Annotated in this window: 11 protein-coding genes; 4 read left to right on the top strand and 7 right to left on the bottom strand. The window is 58.0% G+C overall.

The window, feature by feature from the left end:
• The first annotated feature begins 159 nt into the window (after positions 1 to 159).
• Positions 160 to 1,386, top strand: a complete 1,227-nt coding sequence (locus tag TBK1r_RS19290) for an FG-GAP repeat domain-containing protein (protein WP_145214189.1) — start codon at positions 160 to 162, stop codon at positions 1,384 to 1,386.
• A gap of 84 nt (positions 1,387 to 1,470) precedes the next feature.
• Here the strand turns inward: TBK1r_RS19290 and TBK1r_RS19285 are convergent, their stop codons facing one another.
• Both TBK1r_RS19285 and TBK1r_RS19280 read right to left on the bottom strand, forming a co-directional pair.
• Positions 1,471 to 4,545 (bottom strand): serine hydrolase, encoded by a 3,075-nt coding sequence (locus TBK1r_RS19285; protein WP_145214186.1) that lies wholly within the window; start codon positions 4,543 to 4,545, stop codon positions 1,471 to 1,473.
• Positions 4,546 to 5,023: 478 nt separating this feature from the next.
• Positions 5,024 to 8,008: an outer membrane protein assembly factor BamB family protein gene (locus TBK1r_RS19280; protein WP_419580151.1), complete on the bottom strand. Its 2,985-nt coding sequence runs from the start codon at positions 8,006 to 8,008 to the stop codon at positions 5,024 to 5,026.
• A gap of 354 nt (positions 8,009 to 8,362) precedes the next feature.
• Between TBK1r_RS19280 and TBK1r_RS19275 the strand changes: the two genes are divergently transcribed.
• From TBK1r_RS19275 to TBK1r_RS19265, 3 genes are all read left to right on the top strand, one after another.
• Entirely contained in the window at positions 8,363 to 10,444 is a 2,082-nt protein-coding gene (locus TBK1r_RS19275; protein WP_145214180.1) for a DUF1592 domain-containing protein, read from the top strand.
• Positions 10,441 to 11,790, top strand: coding sequence for a DUF1552 domain-containing protein (locus TBK1r_RS19270; protein WP_473772437.1), 1,350 nt, complete (start codon positions 10,441 to 10,443; stop codon positions 11,788 to 11,790). Before TBK1r_RS19275 ends, TBK1r_RS19270 begins: the two co-directional genes overlap by 4 nt.
• Before the next feature lie 148 nt (positions 11,791 to 11,938).
• Complete coding sequence (locus TBK1r_RS19265) at positions 11,939 to 13,270, top strand: sulfatase-like hydrolase/transferase (protein ID WP_145214177.1); 1,332 nt, start codon at positions 11,939 to 11,941, stop codon at positions 13,268 to 13,270.
• A gap of 48 nt (positions 13,271 to 13,318) precedes the next feature.
• Here TBK1r_RS19265 and TBK1r_RS19260 read toward each other — a convergent pair whose 3' ends face one another.
• The 5 genes from TBK1r_RS19260 to TBK1r_RS19240 all read right to left on the bottom strand — a co-directional run bounded on the left by TBK1r_RS19260 (position 13,319) and on the right by TBK1r_RS19240 (position 22,083).
• On the bottom strand, positions 13,319 to 14,365 hold the full coding sequence (locus tag TBK1r_RS19260; RefSeq protein WP_145214174.1) for a response regulator: 1,047 nt from the start codon (positions 14,363 to 14,365) through the stop codon (positions 13,319 to 13,321).
• 71 nt (positions 14,366 to 14,436) lie between these two features.
• Positions 14,437 to 16,617, bottom strand: coding sequence for a recombinase family protein (locus TBK1r_RS19255; protein WP_145207905.1), 2,181 nt, complete (start codon positions 16,615 to 16,617; stop codon positions 14,437 to 14,439).
• Positions 16,618 to 16,725: 108 nt separating this feature from the next.
• A complete protein-coding gene (locus tag TBK1r_RS19250) occupies positions 16,726 to 19,080 on the bottom strand; it encodes a hybrid sensor histidine kinase/response regulator (protein WP_145214171.1) in 2,355 nt (784 codons plus the stop codon).
• Positions 19,081 to 19,107: 27 nt separating this feature from the next.
• On the bottom strand, positions 19,108 to 20,691 hold the full coding sequence (locus tag TBK1r_RS19245) for a phytoene desaturase family protein (protein WP_145214168.1): 1,584 nt from the start codon (positions 20,689 to 20,691) through the stop codon (positions 19,108 to 19,110).
• Positions 20,692 to 20,766: 75 nt separating this feature from the next.
• A complete protein-coding gene (locus TBK1r_RS19240) occupies positions 20,767 to 22,083 on the bottom strand; it encodes a Gfo/Idh/MocA family protein (protein WP_145214165.1) in 1,317 nt (438 codons plus the stop codon).
• Positions 22,084 to 22,399: the final 316 nt, after the last annotated feature.

The following is a 22,399-nucleotide window of genomic DNA, read 5'->3' as shown; positions in this document are numbered from 1 at the left end:
ACATGTCTGTTTGATCTCCTCCCGACGGTTCACCTGAAATGGTTCTGCGTAGCACTATAGCCCGTCGGTTCAGACTCCGCGATTGATTGCGACCCCGCGTGTCAAATTCGCGGTGTATGATGGGCCGCTTTGATTCGCTTCTTTCTGCCAGGCTTTGAGATGACACGTGCACTGACCCTGCTTTGTTGGTTGGTTTTCTCGATAGCGATTGTCGCAGCGCAACAGCCGCCGGTTCCATCGCAACGCACGACCGGCGATGCGATCCGATTCGAGCGACTGGTCTTGAACGACCTGTATTACTGCGACGGCGTTTCGTGCGGTGACATCGACGGCGATGGAGACTTGGACGTGGTCGCCGGACCGTTTTGGTATGAAGGTCCCGACTTTCAACGCTCTCACGCGTTTTATGAACCGATCGCCTTGCCGCCCGCGGAAAGTCCCAGCAACAGCATGTTCAGCTTCGTTGCCGATTTCTCCGGCGACGGCCGTCAAGACATCCTGGTACTCGGTCGCGTCCACAAACACGAAGCGATCTGGTACGAAAATCCAGGCAAATCGGATGCCCCCTGGAACAAGCACGTGGCGTTCCATCGCGTCAAAGGTGAATCGCCTACGCTCGTGGACTTGGATGGCGACGGTGTTCCCCAAGTGATCTGCCACTGGGACGGATGTTGGGGCTCGATTCAGCCCGATCCATCGCATCCGACCGAACCGTGGCGATTCATTCCGATCGACGAACCCGAAGACTGGCCGCAGTTTTATCACGGCCAAGGCGTCGGCGACATCAACAACGATGGCAAGCTGGATCTGTTGCTGAACGACGGATGGTATGAACAGCCCGACGATGCGTCGCGGACGTCCCCATGGAAGTTTCATCGCGGTCTGTTTTCAACGGGCCGTGGCGGGGCACAAATGTTTGCGCACGATGTCGACGGCGATGGAGATCAAGACGTGCTGTCCGCCGTCGATGCGCATGGCTGGGGATTGGCGTGGTACGAACAATCGGGGACCAGACCGGACATGGCGTTTCGCGAACACCTGATCATGGGCGATCGTTCGGCGATCGACCGGTATGGCGTGGCGTTCACCCAGCCTCATGCGTTGGCATCGGCTGACATCAACGGCGATGGATTGCCGGATCTGATCACCGGAAAGCGACGTTGGGCGCACGGTCCCGACGGAGACATCGATCCCGGTGCGCCGCCGGTGGTCTATTGGTTTGAACTGCGACGTGAACCCGGCGGCGGGGTCCGGTACGTACCGCACCAAATCGACGACGCGTCCGGCGTCGGCGTTCAGATTCTGGCCACCGACTTGAACCAAGACGGACGCGTCGATGTCGCCACCGCGTCCAAGCTGGGAACGTTTGTCTTTCTGCAGAAGTAGCGGCCTTGCGATCTTGTACCCGTTGATGCAGGATTCATTCCGCGGCATTGACCCAAATCCCATCCACAGCATTGCCTACCGAGCTCAACTCCACGTCTGCCAAGCCAAGTCGAGCAAGCGGAGTTCCTGAGCTGAGAGCGACGTTCCGGACATGGCTGGAGTCGTTCGGTTCGGGGTCTGTCGCTCCGTCTGGGCAATGTCGGTTTCGGCCGGTGCGTTGATTTCTTGATCCACCTGCTGATGGCGAACGACCCGCGTTGACAATTCAGACGCGGTAAGTTCTTCAGTCGGGTCGGATGAATCGGTCGGTGATGCCTTCGCCGCCGGCATCGAAGCCGCCGAAACGAAATTCGCTGCAACAGCGGCCGTTGAGCTGGCGGAGATGGTCGGGCCGTTCCAATCACCGGCCAGCGGAATCCAGCCGGCGTTTCCACTGGGCCCGAACGCAAAGTAGTGATCGGCGGCGCCGGGGGTGAACGAATCTTTGAGGTGAAACAGAGAGACGTCCGGTTGGTACAGTCCGATCGTGTCGGTGCCGTCGCCATTCCAATCCCCCGTCATCGGAGTCCAGCCGGCGTTTCCACCCGGGCCGAAGGCGAAGTACTGATCCGATGCTCCGGCGGTGAACGAATTCTTGAGATGAAACAGTGACGCATCGGGTTGGTAGAGCCCGATGGTGTCTTTGCCATCGCCATCCCAGTCGCCGACCACGGGTGTCCAGCCCGCATTGCCGCCGGGACCGAACGCGAAGTAATGGTCGGAGGCTCCCGGTGTGGTCGAATCCTTGAGGTGGAACAGCGACACGTCGGGTTGGTAGAGTCCGATGGTATCGATGCCGTCCCCGTTCCAGTCTCCGGCCAGCGGAATCCAGCCCGTACCTGCGGGACCGAATGCGAAGTAGTGGTCGGCAGCTCCGGGCGAGAACGAATCCTTTAGATGGAACAGCGACGCATCGCCCTGGTACAGTCCGATGGTGTCGGTTCCGTCACCATTCCAGTCGCCGACCAGCGGCGTCCAGCCGGCGTTTCCGCTCGGACCGAACGCGAAGTACTGATCCGACGGCCCCGCGCCGAACGATTCTTTCAGGTGGAACAACGACGTGTCGCCTTGATAAAGTCCGATCGTGTCTTGCGTCGTGATCGAGACGTCCACCGTGTCCAGCACCGCATCGACTCGGCTTTTCAACACGTTGACGTCATAGGTGTTTCCCGCTGCATCCGTCCTTTGGTTCAGCAAGACGACGACGTTAAATCCGTCGAGCCGTTGCCGCGCCATCGTCACGGTGCCCGGTAAGGAACCATAGAACGTGTAGTTTGCACTTCCGCCGCTGCGTCGTTCTCCGCTGATCCAGTATCGATCCAGAAAGCTTGTGACCGCCCGCGCCGAGGCGATCTGGCCTCCAAAGGATTCCATCGATTCCAGATGGAACGCTCCGTCGGGAAAGGCAACGAGCTGAGACGTGTCAAACACGCTGGTCCCCAGTGACGGATGGCGATAGTTCGGCTCGCGAGCGTTGCGGTCATCCGGCAGACTACGACCCAGTTCAATCTCCGTGTTCGCAACTCCGATCGGTCGAAAGATCTCGTTCTGCAAATACTCCGTGAAGTCGCGTCCCGTTTTGTTTTCGACCACCAGCCCCAGGATCATGTAGCCGAAGTTGGAGTAGGCGTAGCGCGTGCCCGGATCAAAATCCAACGGCTGCCCGAGCACGTACTGTGCGATCTGATATTGATTGGGAGGCGAACTGATCCCCAACGCACCGGCGATCGCGATTTGATTGAACACCGGGTCTCCCGAAAGATCGCGGTCCCAGCCGCCGCGATGCTCGAGCAGATGCCCTACGTTGATTTGGGAGAGTCGGGCATCGGGCGTGCCCCATGGCGTGATGTCTAGTAGACAGTCATCGCTCGCCCCCGCAGCGCAAAAGACTTGATCGTCTAAACTGAGCACGCTTTCGGAGATCAATTTGGTGACCACCGCGTCGGTCATCGGCTTCGTCACGCTTGCCAATCGAAACATCGCATCCGGATCGATCGCTTCGGTTTGATCGTGATCGCTCCAACCCAAGCCGATCTCACCGAGCAATTGGCCGTCTTTGCTGATCGCAATCGACCCGGCCGGTATCTGTCGCTCGATCATGAATTGCTCGACGGTCTCCGTCAGCGCCGAGAGTTGCGGAAGCATCGTGCCGGAAATCGGCAACTCCGTGAACGCTTGGGCGGGCTTGGTCCAACTGGCCACGTAGCGGTCGATGCCTCCGACCGTGTAGCCATCCACCTGACGGAGTTCGTAACCTTGCGCCAACAACGCGTCAAATTCGGATTGATACTGGGATGAACTCAAGGCGTGGCGGAGCACGCCGCTGGTTGTCGATTGCTGTTCCCAGATCCCCGCGTAGTAATCGACACCTCCGACGCTGTAGCCACTGACATCAACGACGTCATAGCCTGATGCGGCGAACTGGCCGGACTGTTCTTGAAATTCGGCGGACGTCAAACCATAACGCCACACGTAGGCCGGCCCCGATTGTTTCTGCCAAATCGCGGCGTAGTAGCTTTGGCTGCCGATTGCGTAGCCGCTGAGTTTTGTGATTCGATAGCCCTGGCTGGTGTAATCGTTGTCAAAGTTTTGCAGTTGTGAACCGGTCATCCTGTGACGGGCGTAAAATCCGGGCCCGGACGATTTTTCCCAAATCGCGGCATAGCGATCGATCCCGCCGATCGTGTAACCGTTGACGTGGGTCAGTCGATAGCCTTGGCCGACCAGGGCTGTGAATTCCTGCTGGTATTGGGACGACGTCATGCCGTGGCGTGCTTGCCAGGCGGTGCTGCCAGTGGGCTTCCAGATCGCCGCGTAGTAGTCTTGGCCGGCAATTTCATACCCGGAGACGTGGAAGGGGCGATATCCGAGGTCCTGCAGGCGTGCGACTTCGGCGTTGTACTGCGTCGACGTCATGCGATGCCGAGCCACGATCCCCGTCGCCGCGGCCGCCGCGACGGATTGCGTGGAGACTGTCGATTCGCTGACCTGGGCGACGGCCACGTCGCCGGAGAGTTCCGAGTGCATTTCAACCGCTGGCAATTCGATCGCCGCGAGCAAACGCCGCTGTTCCAATGATTCGCCGACGGGGCGAAAGGTGAATTGACGATTGGAACCCATGGGTGTTGTCCGAAGATGAGGCACTGAAACGGCGAGATGCCGCGAAAATTCGATCGATCACCAGGATCGTGCGAAAAGGACAACGCAATCCCTTAATGGATTTTCTGACTCTAACGTTTTCTCTGTACCGGATTTCGCCGGGCAGGCGAAGTCTGTTAGGCCCTCCGGGCTTCATCGCGAACAAACATAGAAAACATTAGAGTCAGCGGATTGTTAAGATTTTCCTCCCTCACCAAGCGGTTACCGTTACTTGTCGAGTCGGTGGGAAAGTCCCAAGGCCGCTAAGTTAACATCGATGAGGGGCCTCTCGCGCTGGCGCGAACCGGCTGATATCAAACAAAGATTAGCCGTTTGGCGCGAGCCTACGGGCATTCAACTAAGGAAACGACGCTCAACTTAGCGGTATTGGGGAAAGATCGGACGGCTTGCGCCCTACCGCTAACAGTAGCAGGAGTCAGCGGAACGAGGTTGCAGGGGATCACCGCCCCGAATGCTCGGGCATGAAGCGGAGCAATTGCCCATTTTCCAGCGCCACCGAAATCCGTCCCGCGTGATCGATCGACACGCCGCCTTTGACGGCCAGTGCGGGTAACGGTTTGATCCAGTTGTCGCTGCCATCTCGAGTGTTGATCGAAACCAGGAACGCGTCGGATTCGTTCCCATCGGGATGGCCCGTCGCCAGCAATGTTTCATCGGTGACGGCGAAGCTGGTGAACCGTCGATTGCCCGTGTCTTGCCAGATCGCCTTGGGGGCTTCACCGCCACGACGGACCCACCGCGCCGCTTCTTTGTAGGGTTTGGGAGTCCCCGGTGCCAACGGCTGTTGGCGAGCCAAGTTGACGAATTGGCTGCCTTCGTAACTGGCGTCGTGGCTGAGCTGGCAGCCATCGCTGCACTGGTAATCCAACGAGACGTATTTTCCATACGCCGGATAATACGGGTAGAACGCCGTCCGGAATTGCGAATTGACTTGAGCCCGTGGCGTGTTGAGGCACTCCAGTGTTTCCAGGTCATAGCGTGCCGTCTCATAGACGCCGCCGGCAAGAAATCGCAGTTCACCATCGACGATCGTCAGGTTGCCCTGCAGACTGATGCCGTTGTTGACTTCACGTTCCAACGTTCCCGACGTCGTGTTGGAAACCTTTAACGCTCCCGTCCGCGCATCGAGTGCGACGACGTGGGTGCCGTCGTAGTGCGTGATCCCCGCAGCCGCGTAAACCGTGTCACCGTCGACCACCACGCCGCCCGCGACGGGCCATGCGGAAACAAGACGGTCATAGACGGAGATCCAATAATCTTTCGGACCGACGCGGTACGACCACAGGAATCGTCCGTCCCGGGCCGCGAAGGCGTAGACTCGTCCGTCGGCTGACCCCACGTAAACGCGATCGTGGGCGACCGCCGGCGGGTAATAGATCGGTCCGGCCGTGTACGCTTTCCAGACCGACTTTCCCTCCCCGTCGATCGCTTGGACGGCACCGGTGCGATCGGCGATGAAGACCATGTCGCCGGCGGTGACCGGCGCGGTCGGCAACGCATCGCGACAAACTTGGACCGCCCACCGTTCTTGGACATCCTCGGGGATCGCCACCGGTGAGGTGTCCGTGCGGGCATTGTTGCCGCGGTAGGTGGTCCAGTCCCCGGGATGGATGTCCAGCGATTGGACCGCCGCCTCGATGTCGCCGCGGACCAAGCGGGGTTCGTTCGAGTCGTTCGTTTCGTCGGCCGCATCGTCCCCGGGGCGCAGACCGATGTTGCCGTAGAGCGACAATTGGCAACCACACATCCAAGGCCCCCAGTACAGATGTCCGCCGGCAATGATGACGCCATCCTGACACGGCGGACGCATCGGGTCGATGTGCTGGGCCGTGTTGGACTCCGTCAGCACTCGAACGGTGCCGCCGTTGGCACGATAGAAGATGCTGTCGGCGCAACCGGTCGCCCGCGTGCAGGCGCGGCGGGCGGGAAACGTCGCCAGCACGTCGCCGGTTCCGTAATCGAACTTCATTCCGTTTTCTGACTTTTGCGGACCGGCCGCCCAAACGCCGTCGTCACGAAGCACCAGTTGCAGATTGCCCGTCGGGTGTGTCCAGGCAAGTTTGCCGTCGTGAGCGGAGGCGACGACCATGCGAGCGCGTTGTGGTCCGGCAAAGAACAGGTAGTCCGCATTGCACTTCATGTAGCACGTGGTGGCGTAACCGGTGATGTAGTGCTGTGCCTTTTGATTGTCGCCGATCGCATCCAAGAGGTCTTTGTCGGTGTTCTTCCAGTTCAGCTTTCCCGTGTACCGATCGATCGAAGCCAGGAATTTGCCAGGGCAATAACAGAAAATCTGACTCTCGTTCATGCACACCGCGCGGGCGTCCAAAAACTCGTCATCCCGATAGTGCCACAGGCGTTCTTTCGTTTTCAGATCGATCGCGACCAGCGTTCGACCGAAGCCGAACGAGGTACGGGGGTCGTTGTAGTCGTGGCCGTCCCACATGCCCCAAGGCCAGTGCCCCAGCCCGCGTCGAATGGCGCGTTGGGTTTCCAGTTTGGCTTCGGGGTTACCGACCATCGCGAACAGGATTCCGTGACGCATCGCCATCCACTTCCAGACCGGGCCGTCACTGATGTCGGTCCCCACCTTGATTTCATCGATGGTTTCTCCGGTTCGACCATCGATGATTTTGCAGGCTTCGTGGTCGCCCAGGTAAAGCGCGTCGTCGGTCGCGACCATCGTGTTGCGGTGCAGCATGAAACCGGGGGAAAGCGGACGTCGCCATAGGATCGTTCCGTTGTAGGCGTTGATGCACAACAACGTATTGAGCATGTCGTTCTGGTTGGCCTTGTGGGCGATGTGCCCCATCGCTTTGTAGATCCGCCCGCCCGCGACGACCGTCTGTTCCGGCATGGGACTGAATTTCGGGTACCCGATGAACTGGGTTCGCAAGCTGCCACGAACCAATTGGTCGTCGGATTGCGGATTGTTGTCCGGGCCGTGATACGGATGAGACCAATCGTCGGCGCCCTCGGGAACCGGCTTGGTGAAGGTTTCGTCACCGAGAAACGCCACACCTTTGGGACGCAAGACGCGTAAGATTTCTTGCCGTGATGGTGCGCGGCTGTCGGATTCGAAGACCAGGACGCGGTCGGCCATGTTGTTGCCCAGATGAATGGACCGACCCGATCCCGTTTGGACGAACAAACGCGTTCCCAAAACACCCGCCGCATCGGCAACTCGTCTCACGTCGTGGGCCTGGCGAGCATCAGGGGTTTGGAAATAGACCGTCAGTTCACTGGCCTGGCACAGGTCGATCAAGTAGTCGACGTTGTTGTCGGGTAATCCGACGAGTGCGACGATGCCCTTGTCGATCTCCATTCGCTTGAGATCGTCGTCGGCTTGACCGCCCAGAACGGTCGCGACGCCGCAGAACATCATCGTGGCCAGCATGGCCGGAGACACGGATCGGAGTACCATCGTTTCGTCCCGTTGCATGGGGGTGACTGCCCTGACCAATCGGCCATTGTAACGAGCTTTCTGGTCGGGTGGCGTCTCGCTGGCGGCACACCAGCACGTGGCGTGAGCCAGTGGCGCGTGTGGGTCGTGGATCGATCACGCGCCGGTCGCTAACGCGTCCCGCTGGGGTGGCGGGGTGGCGTCGCACGTGGCCGCAACCGACAGGCCTGCGGCAACGTTGGCGTGACGGGCTCGGACAGGTTAAACTTGACGTTGGCCGAAATCCGCCAAGACTCCACCGCCGGCGATTTCCGCTCCTGCCTCCCACCCGCCCCTCTTGGTCATCCCTCCACGCACTCGCGGAATTTGCCAGTGATGCCGAATCACGCATTCCAGAAACTCTCGGCCCTGGCGATCATCGTCCCGCTTCTGCTGTTGGCGTGTTTTTTCTGCTCAGCCGCCGCGTCCGACCCCGATGCCTCTGCCGAGATCCTTGCACCGGCACTCAAACAGCACTGTGTCAAATGCCATGGTGCGAACGACGAAATCGAAGGCGACGTGAACTTGCTGGCGGTACGTGCAGAAGGTCTCTCACAAAACACCGAACTCGTCCGCGGTTTGATCGATGTACTCGATTTGGAGGAGATGCCGCCGGAAGACGAACCACCGCTGGACCCGAAACTGCGTCGCAAACTGGTTTCGGAACTCAAAGCGATCCTTCAGGCGTCCGTCGCCGAGAAGAAGGCCTTCGCGCACACTCCGATCCGGCGGATGAATCGTTTTCAATACAACAACGCCGTGATCGATTTGTTCGATCTAAAATGCATCGTCTTCACCCTTCCCGAGCGGATGGTGCGTGAGCACAAAGGGTACTTTCAACCGGAAACCGGCCGGATGGCCGAGGTTGTTTCGGTGGGAAGTCGTCCGCTGGGCAAGTCGCAGCTGATCGAACCGCGTCTGGCGGGTGTGGCGGCGTTTCCGCAAGACCTCCGCGCCGAACACGGTTTCGACAACCGCGGCGACCACCTCTCGTTATCGCCCTTGTTGATGGAAGCGTTTCTTGCGCTCGGGCAATCGATCACGCAAAGTCCCGATTTTGTTCCCCACAACGTCGGCATCTGGCAAACGTTTTTTGCCGCGCCGGCAGACGATGCCGACTTGGACGCGGAACTGCGGCAGCGCCTGAAACCCTTTCTGTCCCGCGCCTTTCGACGCCCGGTCGGCGACGACGTTCTCGATCGATACGTCCGATTCACGTTGCGACAGCTCACCGCGGGAGTCGAATGGACCGATGCGATGAAATCGATCGCCGCCGCCACGATTTCATCGCCAGCGTTTCTCTATCTGTACGATCGATCCAGCGATTCGACGACGGCCCAAGCCGTCGATGATTTGGAACTCGCGTCACGGCTGTCGTTTTTCTTATGGGGCAGCATCCCGGATGCAGAACTGCTGGAGCTTGCTGTGGCAGGGGAATTGAAACAGCCCGACACCTTGGATGCCCAGGTCGCCCGGATGCTCAAGGACAGAAAACTGAAACGGTTCTGTGACAGTTTTCCGGCCCAATGGCTGCAGTTGGAACGGATCATTTCGTCGGTTCCGAATCCGCAGAAGTATCCGGAGTTTTACTTCGCGAAGTACCGCGACAGCATGCACATGATGATCGAACCGCTGCTGTTGTTCGAAACCGTCTTGATCGAAAACCATCCTATCACACAGTTGATTGACTCCGATTTCACCTACCGCTCGGTGTTGTTGGAAGATGCCTATGGCGAGCTTCGTAGCGAATCTTCGGACATCCAGAAACGGGGCGGCGGGGTGACGGTGTTGGAGTTTCGTCGGGTTCCCGTATCGGATCGGCGCAGTGGAGGCGTGATCACCAACGCGGCCGTGATGACGATGACCTCTGGTCCCGATCGAACCCAGCCGATCACGCGTGGGGCTTGGATCGCGACCGCCATTTTCAACAATCCGCCCGACCCGCCGCCGGCCGATGTGCCGCCGTTGGGTGAGAAACCGCCGGCCGGTGAAGAACATCTGACGCTGCGCGAGAGGCTTTCTCTGCACCGTGAACGAAGTGATTGCAAGGGATGCCACGAGCAAATTGATCCGCTGGGATTCGCGTTGGAAAACTATGACCCGGTCGGCCGGTGGCGAAGCCAGTATGAAAACGGTCGGTCGGTGGATGTCGCGGGCACCTTGTTTCGCAAGCACGCGTTCAAGGATGTGGTCGAATTCAAGGATGCGGTGCTGGCCGAGAAAGATCGTTTCACCCGCGCGTTGGCCGGCCACCTGCTGTCCTTCGGGCTCGCCCGTGAATTGTCGGCACCGGATCAGATCGCACTGGACCAAATCGCCGCGGCAACCGCCGACGATGGTTACAAGATCCAAACGCTGATCAAGGAAGTGATCCGGAGCGAACCCTTTCAAAGTAAAACCAACCCCAAGGCCGAATGATGCACCGCACTTCACGACGAACCTTCCTACGCGGACTCGGCGGCGCGGCGTTGTCGCTGCCTTGGATGGAAAGTCTGGCGACGGCCGGATCGGCGATCAGCGTGCCCAAGCGGATGGCGCATTTCTACGTGCCGATCGGTGTCGTCCGACGCGGGTTCTTTCCCGGCGAGGCCAACGATGTGATCCCCAAAGGGAACCTCGGCAATGTCATGACGTCGCTGGGTAAGCAGGATCCCTTTTTCAGCGTCAAACCGCTGGGCGAGCTGACGCCCACGATGCGACCGCTGGAACCCTTCAAGAACAAAATTAATTTGATCACCGGCATGGACCGGACGTTCCAGCAAGGGACCGATGTCCACGCGCAATGCGCTTCGTGTTACTTGAGCAGTGCGGAACCGTACACGATCAAAGGCACCGCATGGCCGTTGGATCGAACGCTGGATCATCTGGTCGCCGATCGAGTCGGCAAGGCGACTCCGTTTCCGACGCTCGAATTCAGTTGCAACAGTCACCGCGATAACAAGGAATCGATCTACTTTGACAACATCTCGTGGTACGGCACCGGACACCTTGCACCGTCGATCCGAGACCCGCGGAAGATGTATCACCGACTGTTTTCGACCCAGGAAATCGATCGCTACCGTGATGTGACCGATCTCGTCTTGGAAGACGCCAAATCGTTGCAACGCGACCTCGGGTACGCCGACCGGTTGAAATTCAACGAGTATTTCGATTCGATTCGCACGATCGAAACGCAAATGGATCGGCTGGAAAACATGAAGGCTGAACTTGCCAAAGTCGACTTCGAAGAACCGCCCGAAGCCTATCTGCCCCGCGGTGAATACATCCGCTTGATGGGCGACCTGATGGTCGTTGCATTGCAGACCGGACTGACCAATGTCACGACGTTTATGGTCGGACCCGAACGTTGGGATACGCCCTTCTTGTTTGAAAGTCTGTTCGATCAACCGCGAAGCCATCACCAGATGTCGCACAATCAAACCAAGATGATCGACGATCTGTTGAAGGTCGATCGTTTTCACATGGAACAGTACGCCTACTTAATCGACAAAATGGATCGGGTGGAACAGGCCGATGGTACGTCGCTGTTGGACAATACATTGTTCACCTATGGGTCCGGGTTGGGCGACGGTTCCACGCACCAGTACAACGATTTGCCGATCATCGTCGCCGGCGGAGGTGAAAGCGTTCAGTCCGGCCAGCACATCAACATGCCCGAAGGCACACCGCTGGCGAATCTGTGGCTGACCCAGGCCCGCTTGATGGGGCTGGACATGAAGCGTTTCGCCGACAGCACCGGCACGGTCGATCCGTTGTTGGCCTAGAACTGTAGGTCACGCGCTGCGTGACTTGTGGCATGCACAGCATGCCCTACCTAGACCTGTGGCATGCACAAGCATGCCCTAACTAGACTTGTGGCATGCACAGCATGCCCTACGCCGCCTCACCAAACTGCGTTTTTGCGAGATCACCATGAGTCAATCTGTTCGATTTGCCTGCTCTACTGGTTCGCTGCTACTTTTTCTATTGGTCTCGGCGCTCAACGCGGCGGAGCAGCCCAACATCCTGATCGTCTTCACCGACGATCAGGGCTACGCCGACCTGGCATGCTATGGCAACGAAACGAACAAGACGCCGCGGTTGGATCAGTTGGCGACCGAAGGCACTCGGTTCACCTCGTTTTACTCTCAGACGGTCTGCGGACCGTCGCGATCGGCGCTGTTGACCGGACGCCAACCGCTTCGCAGCAAGGGCTGGGGCATGCCGGCGTCGGAAATCACGTTCGCCGAGTTGATTCGCTGGTCGGGATACCAAACCGCCTGCATCGGCAAGTGGGACGTGTCAAACCGGAAAGCCATCCTCGATCGAATGCCCAATGCACAAGGGTTCGATTATTACTTCGGAACCTTGGGGGCCAACGACGGCGGCAACGTCCGGTTCCACGAGAACAATGAACCGGCCGGCGCGACCGATGACATGGGCAGCCTGACCACACTCTACACCGACAAGGCGATCGAGTATCTGAAAGACAAACGCGACCCGGACAAGCCGTTCGTGTTGTATCTCGCCCACACCATGATGCACACCATCATTGACGCCTCGGATCGTTTCCGCGGCAAGTCCGCCGGCGGATTGTACGGGGATGTCGTCGAAGAGTTCGATTACGAAACGGGACGGCTGCTCGATGTGATCGATGACCTGGGGTTGCGCCAGGATACGTTGGTGATCTACACCAGCGACAACGGGCCGTGGAACCAACCGAAGTACACCGACCGGAAAAAGGGCCATCCCGACGGATCAATTTTCTGGGGCCAATCCGGTCCGCTTCGCAACGGCAAAGGGTCGTGCTATGAGGGCGGCTATCGACTGCCCTGCATCGTCCGCTGGCCGGGCAAGGTGCCTGCGGGACGCGTTTCCGACGCCATTTTCGCCACCATCGACTTCATGCCGACCTTCGCACACTTGGCCGGATTTGAAGTTCCCAGCGATCGCCGCATCGACGGTATCGACCAGACCGATTTGCTGTTGGGAAACCGCGAAACCGGACGCGAGCATTTTTATTACAACAACGCCGGCGTGCGTCAGGGCGATTGGAAATACCTCAAAGCCGACGCCTTCTTTCACGGCTACGCGGTCGAAGACGATCGAAAGAAGGTCGAAGAACTCTACAACCTGAAATCCGATCTGGGCGAGCAAACGAATCTGGCCGCGGAGCACCCCGAGAAAGTTGCTGAGCTGAACGCGTTGATGCGAAAGATCGAAGGCAACGATCCGCCCGCAACCTCACCGATTCAAATCAAGTAGCCGGGGGATAGAGGTTTTGGCGGCCATTCTGTCATTCCGCCATCAAGGCTACGGATCGATTTGCCGGTTCACGAAGGCTTCGAGTTCGACGTCGAGCCGGGCGACTTGCTGTTTGAGAGATTCGAGGAGATCGGGGACGGGAGCCAAGTCGTCGGCTTTACCGAGTCGTTCGATTTGCTCGGCGAGTTCGACGACGGGTTTGGCGCCAAAATTTGCCGCGGCGCCTTTGAGCGTGTGCGCGCCTCGGGTGACGACTTTGACGTCGCTGGCCGCCAGCGCGTCTTCGATTTCCTTGACACGCTGCGCCGCCTCTTCGCGTAAGACTTTCGCGATTTCCGTCAAGAACGCGTCGTTGCAGCCTCGCATTCGATTGCGGGCGTGTTCGATATCGATGACCTCGTAGTCGGGTTGTGGATCGGGTGTGACTTCCCCGTCTGCCTCCGCGTTGGGCTGGACGGTTGCATCATCCGTGGACGCCTCTTTCGACGCCTCCGTGGCGGCGGGGGAATCGTCGGGGGCGTGTCGCCGTAGGACCATGGCCAATTCCTTGGGGTCAATGGGTTTGCTGATGTAATCGTCCATGCCGGCTTCCAGGCATCGTTCGCGATCCCCTTTCATGGCCGCGGCGGTCATCGCGATGATGGGAATGTGATTTCCCGTGGACGCTTCTTCGCGACGAATTTGTTGGGTCGCTTCTCGCCCATCCATGACGGGCATCTGCCAGTCCATCAAGATCACGTCAAACTGGCCGTCTCGCCAGGCCTCGACGCCGAGTTTTCCGTCACCGGCGACTTGGACTTGGTGTCCCATGCGTTCCAGCAACCCGCTGGCCACACGCTGGTTCACATAACCGTCTTCGACCATCAATACACGCAACGCCACATCGGGCTGCTCGACATCGTTGGGTGGATCGATGTCCACAATGTCATCGGGCGATACCATGGCGTTGAGGATCGTCTCGAGAAACTCCGATTGCACGACGGGTTTGGTCACATAACTGGCCACGCCTAGGTCGCTGCACCGTTGTTTGTCTTCGCTGGTCGCCGAGGAGATAATGATGGTTTTGGTGTGTCGCAGCTGATCGTTTTCCAGCATTTTGATTCAGACATCAGGATATCCCTGTTTTGGTTCCATAAAAGAAGTTGGCGAGAATGAATTCGAAGTGCTTATGAATCAGGATCGGACGGTCGGTCTTTCGGCGTGACCAAGACTGGATGATTTTTGGCGATGTACGACCCATGCAGCTTCTTGAGTTTCCGAAGTCTGCGCAGTTCTTCTCGATCGGCCCAGACAATCCAGTGCTTCCCTGTGGGCGTCCGCCGCGAGTGAACCCAGCCTTGCCTGGCCCAGTAGTGGACCTTCTGCTGAATGACGCCAAGCTTGTCAGCCAGATCTGGAATCCACCATTCATCTTTGCCGAGCATGCCATCGCGAAACAATTCTCCACGTAGGTTCAAACGCCGTATCAAGTCTCCCACATTTTGCGTCGTGAACTTCCCGCGCCTGCGAGCTGTGCGAAATCCTTCTTCATTAAGTTGAGCTGCAATCTCTCGATGGTGAAGCCCTTGCCGGTGAAGTTCCTCAATTCGTTTGCAGAGCTGTTCGTAGTCACTTAGTTGTGAGTATGATCCAACCGCTTTGCAGATCGCATGTTGACTCCGAAAACCACCTTGCCAGAGAATGGTTACATCAACATTTTCAGTGCCATCCTCGATCGTCAAGATGACTTGATCGACGAGACAGCGAATGATGATTTTGCGATGTTCGTTCGTTGTGCTTTCCGCCCTCCAGACTTCAGGGACAGATGATGACAGAGACTTGATCCGCAGTTTCTCTTGATCGCTGAGTTGAATTGGAGAAGTCGACTTGAACCGCTCGTAGTCATCCTCAATGTTTTGAAGGTCGATCAGTAGGGCCTCCCAGTCTGACTCCAAAGTCCGTGCGACAAGTCGATTCTCGGGTTCGACAGCTTCATATCGACGTCTTGCCCGATCGCATTCTTGCTGAGCGCGTTCGATCTTCAAGTTCCACTGTCGATGTAGATGTTGTCTCTCGATTTCGATTTCTTTCGTCGCTGCTTCGCTCAGTTCGATCGCTGCGGGCGCAACAGCTCGAAGCACTTGTGATGAAACAAGCTCGTCGATCCACTTCGCAGCGAGGCGACCACAGTATCCTTCAAGAGTCTGGTTTCGCACGAACTCATCGCAGCAATACGACGGCAATTTATCGGTCTTATAAGACGTGATCATTTGCCTGTGACAACGTCCGCATCTCACCAACCCAGCAAGCAACGCGTCCCCACGCCTCGGAATTCCCTTGCTTTTCCGCGTCGAACGATTTTCTTGAAGCTTCGCTTGGTTAGCGAGATATTGGTCCCACGTGATATACGCGGGCATTCTGTCTCTGAGGCAGACGCCCATGTCTTCCGGCGATAAGAACCAACCCTTCTCATTGAGATTGTCGACGTTCCGATGCATCTTGCAATTGCGTCGCATTGCGTAGCCATAGGCACCGGCATAGATGGGGTGCTTCAAAATGTTGAGCACGCGAGCTGATGTTGGCAAACGAAACTCAAGTTCGCCTCGACGGGGCCCCTTGTGGAGGCGAAATCCCATTTTTAATTGATTATCGGCAAGATATCGAAATACGCCGTAAGCCGAACCCGTTTCTTCAAACTTCTCGAAAACAAGTTCAACCATCGATCGAGCTTGTTCATCAGGGTCTTTCACAACTTCGCCACCAGACAATTTGACGTATCCGATTGGCACTGAAAGAATCAGCTCGCCGCGCGCAGCTTTATTCTGCACACCACGTGTCAGCCGGTTCTTGATAGTCACCAATTCGAACTCGCTCATCGCACCCTTCATTCCCAGGAGGAGCCGATCGTTTGAATCGAGAGGATCGTAAATACTGTCTTCATCTCCAAGCAGCGCACCAAACACCCCGCAGACTTCGATGAGATGATGCCAGTCTTTACAAGACCGCGATAGGCGACTGAGTTCCAGCCCCAACACGATTCCAACATGCTTGAGGGAAACTTCCGTCATCAGTCGTTGAAACCCAGGTCGATTATCCGCCGAGCTGCCACTGATCCCTTGGTCGTCGTCAATGACGAGGATTCTCTCTTGAGCCCACCCGAGTTGTTCGGCGCGATTAACTAGGCCGTATTGACGCTCACGCGATTCCCGGTTTTCGACAACTTGGCGCTGCGTGGACTGTCGAACGTAGACAACTGCAAGTTTGCAGAGATGTCGATCTTGCACCTTTGAAGAAAACTTTCCAAGCAGCGACACACTCTGCTTGTCATCGTTGTAATCGCAAATTGCTGTGGTCTTAATCGCGTTCATGATCGGCCTCCTTTTCCGGTAGAGCCGCTAACGCGTTGTCCACGATTTGCACGAGTGCCCGTGCTGCCTTTCTCTTCTGTTCGTCTGGAAGAGCTTCCCAAAGCTCCGTCAGACGCAATGTTGTTTGCGGCCGCCGGGCTGCTGTGGTGGGCGCGCTGTCCCCCTTTTTTGTTTTGCTGGCATTTCGTTCCTCCGTGTTCTTCTGGAAAGGTCTTTTCGATCCATGTCGCAAGCTGAAGTAGCGAAAACGCTGAAACTATTGGTTCTTGCGACTTTTGTAAAGACTTTGAAACGGGGGTGTTCTGGCTCGTGGGCCTTGGTGGCGACATCGTAGCCGTCCATGTTCGGCATCACGCAATCAAGCAGCACCAGTTGGTAGGGCGAATCGGCCGCGGCGGCGCGTTCGAGTTCCTCCAGCGCCGTCTGCCCATCGGCGACACACGTCGGGGCCAGCCCCCAGGACTGAAGCATCTCGTTGAAGATCAATCGATTGGTTCGGTTGTCGTCGACGACCAACACGGGCAGGCCTGCCAGATCTTCCAACGCGGCCGGGGGAGAGGGCGTCAGCGGTTGCCCGATTTCCAAGTTCAGATTGAAGTGAAATGTCATCCCTTGGCCCAGTTCGCTTTCCACCCAGATCCGACCGTCCATCATGGAGACCAGTTGACCCGAAATGGAGAGCCCCAACCCGGTGCCTCCGTATTGACGCGTGGTCGATGCGTCGACTTGTGAAAACGACTCGAAAATGCTGTCTTGTTTTTCCTTTGGGATGCCGATCCCCGTGTCGCGGACCGAAAAGTGCAGTTGGGCATGCGTTTCGCTGCGGTCCTCCAGGTCCACGGCGACGACCACCTCACCGGCCTCGGTGAACTTCATCGCGTTGCCGACCAGGTTGACGATGATTTGACGGAGCCGTCCGGGATCGCTGACGATGACTTGTGGGGCGTCCGGGTCGACGCGGCAGGCCAGTTCCAGTCCCTTGTCTGCAGCGTGATGACCTAGCGAGCGGGCCGTCCGTTCCACCGTGTCTCTCAGGTCAAACGCAATCGATTCCAATTCCAGTTTGCCGGCTTCGATTTTGGAAAAATCCAGAATGTCATTGAGCAGCCGCAGCAGCGAATCGGCCGACCCGCGAACCATCCCCAGGTATTCGCGTTGTTCCGATGAAAGTGGTGTTCCGTCCAACAGGTCCGACATGCCGATGATCCCATTCATCGGGGTGCGAATCTCATGACTCATGTTGGCCAAAAACTCGCTCTTGGCTCGATTCGCCTGATCGGCCTCTTCACGCGCTTTCTGTAAGTATTGATTGGATTCGGCCAGCTCCCGCGTCCGTTCTTCGACCCGATCTTCGAGCGTCACCTGAGCCCTCACCAATTCGTCGGTCATGCGATTGAAGGACGTTCCCAGTCGTCCCAGTTCGTCATCCGAATCCACCGCGACTCGGGCATAGCGGTCACCCCCGGCAATCATGTCTGCGGTTTTGGCGAGTCGTGAAATCGGAGACGTGAACCGTCTGGCCAGGACAAACGCCCCCAGAACGCTCAGCAACACCAGCGCGGCTTCCAGGAACCATTGCATGTTGCGCAGCTTGCCGATCGGCGCGAACGCTTCCTCGCAATCCATTTTCACCACCATGCCCCATTTTTGGAATTCGGGGTCTTGCAAGGTGATCGGTCGCCAGGCGATCAGCACGTCGGTTCCCGCATAGCGGCCCACTTCTTGGCCCGAATCACCAGCAATCGCTCGATTCATCGCCTCCGTTTCGAGGTTCTCTGACGCGTCGTCGTGCGGCTTTGCCGAAGGGATCAGGTAGTGCAGTCGGTTGCCTTGTTGCGCAGCAATCAGCACTTCACCGGAGTCTCCCAGGCCGGTGGAATCGTGCAGGATCCGGATCAAGCCATCGACGTCCAGCAGCACCATCACTACTCCCAGAAACTCCTCGTCGTTGGTCTTTGCCGGCGCTGTCATCCAGGCAACGTATTGGCCGTCGTCGTTTTGAAACGGAGTCCCAAAATGGGCATCGATGCGTCCTTGTGAATAGTCGGGATGATCGGAGTAGTTGTTCCCAAGGTGGCTTTCGTCGGTCGACGTGATCACTTGGCCTTGTGGGTCGGTGATCGAGATGGACAAGAACTCCGGGGTGCTCAATTTGGCGTCGATCAGGATCCGCTGGACGCCCTGGCGAAACCTCGCTTCGCCGACCGTGCCCTCGATCCGTTCGGCGAGATAGCTCCGCAGGCGGGTTCGGCTGGCGACCAGCAGCGCCCGTTCTTTCTGCTGATCGACGTAGGCGAGAATGCGTTGCTGGCGATCGTGCGCGGCGGTCTGCAATCGCTGGTGGATCTGTCCGATCAGACTGGTTTTGGCGAATTGAAAACTCGTCAAATTGGCCAGCGTGGCGGTCAAAAACACGACCACCGCAACGAAAATCGTCAGTTTGGTTTGTAAATTAAGACGCATTCCATTGATTGTACGTCTGGAAGCCGATTAAAGGTCGCTCAGGATGATGCCCGCAGCATTTCGTCCGCAGGCCCCCATCACGCCGCCTCCGGGATGCGCCGCCGCGCCGCACAGGTACAGTCGCTTCACGGGTGTGCGGTGGTCGGACCAGCCGATCAGCGGGCGAGACGGCCCCAGTTGATGCAGATGCATCGCCCCTTGCATGATGTTGCCGCCGGTCAACCCGTACGTCCGCTCCAGATCCAGCGGCGTCATCGCGTGGGTGAACAGAATCTTGTCGCGGATATCCGGTGCAAACTGCTGCAGCATGTCGATGCAGCTCTCGACCCATGCGTCTTTTTCGTCGTCCCAGTGCCGGCCGTCGGACAGTTGGTAGGGAGCGTATTGGACGAACAGCGACAGGACATGTTTTCCCGACGGTGCGAGACTGTCATCGACGTTGGACGGAATGGTCATCTCCAGCACCGGCTTGCTGCTGTAATTCCCCGCCAGCGCTTCTTGGTAGCCACGTTCAATGAATTGCATGTTCGGCGTGGTGTGAATCGTGCCACGCAAAAGTTGCGGGTCGACACCAAAATCGGGCAATCCATCCAGGGCAAGATTGATCTTGCCGCTGGCCGAGGAGTAGTCGATGGCTTTGACTTGTTGAACGAACTCGTCGGGCAGATGCCGGGAGTCGAGCAGTTGAAGCAGCGTTCGGTTGGCGTCGACTCCCGAGGCGACCGATTTGCCAACGAACTCGCCGTCGGATGTCGACACGCCGCGCACCGAGTTGTCTTGGACCAGGATCTCTTGGACCTCGACTTCCATCTTGATGTCGACGTTCAGATCCAGACAGGCCTGACGGAGTGCCGCGGCCAGACCTCCCATGCCGCCCTTGATGTACCCCCAGACGCCGCGCGCTCCCCCGGCGTCGCCCATCACGTGGTGCAGCAACACGTAGGCGCTTCCCGGTGAGGACGGACCGTGAAACGCGCCGATGATCGCATCGGTTGCCAACGTGCCCTTCAACAGATCCGATTCGAACCAACGATTGAGAATCCGATCGGCCGCACCGGTCAAGACTTCCATCGCGCCGGGGTCTTCGTACAGCAACTTCTGCATCAGCGATCCGGTTTTCAGCCCGCCGACCAGGTTCTTGGCCTTGTCCCACAAACCGGTCTTGCGAAGCCGACTGGGCAACTGCGGCGGTACGGTCTTCAACAGCGGCTCCAACCGCTCGGCGATCTCGGTCAGCATCTTCTCGTATGCCGGAAACGCTTCGGCGTCTTTCTTGCTGAATCCTGCGATCGATTCAAAATTTCGCTTTGCGTCGTGCCCCAAAACCAGATGCCGGCCCTGGCCGTCGAAGGTGATCGATGACGGGTCGCGGCGCAGTACCTGGTAGCCATATTCCTTCAGCCGCAGATCGGCGATGACTTCCGGTAGCAGCAAGCTGACGACATAGGCGGCGGGCGAAAACCGAAAGCCCGGATAGAGCTCTTCGGTCGTTGCACATCCGCCCAGCGTGCCACGACGCTCCAACACGCAAACCTTCTTGCCGGCCTTGGCCAAGTAAGCCGCCGTGATCAATCCGTTGTGGCCGCCGCCGATGATGATCGTATCGTACATAGAACTTCGTGGCGTAAGCTTCCGGCTTGCGTTTCGATTCGATGGCAAACAATGTGCTTGCCGCACTGATTGGTCCTAAACCGCGTCGACTTTCCAGCCCTTGCGAAAGTTCGGCATCAGGTATTGCTCGACGTTGTCGTTGCCGCTCGCTTGGAACGCCTTGGCATCCCAGTCAAACCCGCCACCGGCGCGAAACACCGTGTTGGCCAACAGGACCGATTCGGCCAGCGGGCCGGTGTAGTCGACAAAGTCGCACGTCGAACGTGGTCCGCCCTTGCAAGCGTTGATCCACTCCTGGTGGAATCCCGGGGACTTGGCGATCGTTTTCTCGGGAGCCTCCGGGTGGCCGCCGTCGTTGAGCGTGACCTTGTAGCCGTTGAATCCGGCTGTGATCGTGCCCTTGGTGCCGACGAACAAGGTGTTGGCCCCTTTCTCGGGAACCGTCTTGTGTTGTTTAAACACGTCGCCCAACGATGCATGCCACCAATGCAGCGTCAATGCGCCGTGTCCCTTCTCCGCCGGGAATTCCAAACGCGTCTTCATCGACTTGGGAGTCCGCTGGGGATCGATTTGATCCGGGCTGGGCACTTCATCCAGATCGACGCGGTCGGGATATTTCAACTGCAACGCCCAAAACGGGATGTCCAGAATGTGGCAGCCCCAGTTGCCCGTTTCGCCGGTGCCGTAGTCCCACCAGAAACGCCATTTGTAAGGACAATACTCCGGCGAGTAGGGACGTTCTTGGGCGGGCCCTTGCCACAGGTCCCAGTTCAAATGGCTCGGGACGGGAGGGAACTCGGTGGGCACCGGGGGCATGCCTCGTGAGCCGCCGACCGCGCAATAGACTTCGGTGACCTCGCCGATCACGCCCGAGCGAACCGCTTCGACCGTGCGAGCCATGCCTTCGTTGGCATGTCGCTGGTTGCCGAGCTGAGTGGCGACATCCATCTTCTTGGCGATCTTCGTCAGCTCGCGTGTTTCCCACACGGTATGGGCGAGCGGCTTTTCGCAATAGACATGCTTGCCCATTAACATCGCTTGGCGAGCGGGATGAAAGTGGGTGTGGTCGGGCGTGCTGATGACGACGGCATCAATTTGCTTGTCCAGTTGATCCAGCATCATGCGGAAATCCTGGAACTTCCGAGCCTTGTCGAACTGTTCAAAACGCTTGCCCGCTTTGGATTCATCGACGTCACACATGGCGACAATGTTTTCGCCGTCGACGCCACTGACGTTTGCCGACCCGCGTCCACCGACTCCGATGCAAGCGACGTTCAATTTTTCATTCGGCGAGGCGGCACGCGCGGCCGGCGTCGAACCGAGCCAATAACCGCCGGAAAGGACCGCGGATGTTTTTAAAAAATCTCGTCGTGACTCGGAGGGGCGTTTCATGGCGAATTTCGGTAGGAAGTAGGAGGGACGCAAAAGCAACGGGCAGGAAACGTCGGTCATCATAGTCTACGACCTCTCTGGCGACCCTGCACGGCCCCGAGCGATTTCCAATGACGAGGTCGGGAAAGTTGCTCGCCGCGATTGTTTTTGCGTCTCGCGTTGCAAATCCGCAGTGCGCCCCACCGCGTTTGGATACACTTTTTATTCGGATCAGCGCGGTGAGACGCGCATCTTGCACCAAGAAATCGAGCGAGGCGGAATCGTGAATTATCTTTGTCGGCCCGTTCGGTGGAGGTGGATGTTGTGCTTGGGTTGT

It is taken from the genome of Stieleria magnilauensis (assembly GCA_007753675.1).
Classification (GTDB): domain Bacteria; phylum Planctomycetota; class Planctomycetia; order Pirellulales; family Pirellulaceae; genus Stieleria; species Stieleria magnilauensis.
The sequence above is the reverse complement of the archived record's forward strand: the minus strand, read 5'-3'. Positions and strand labels throughout refer to the sequence as shown.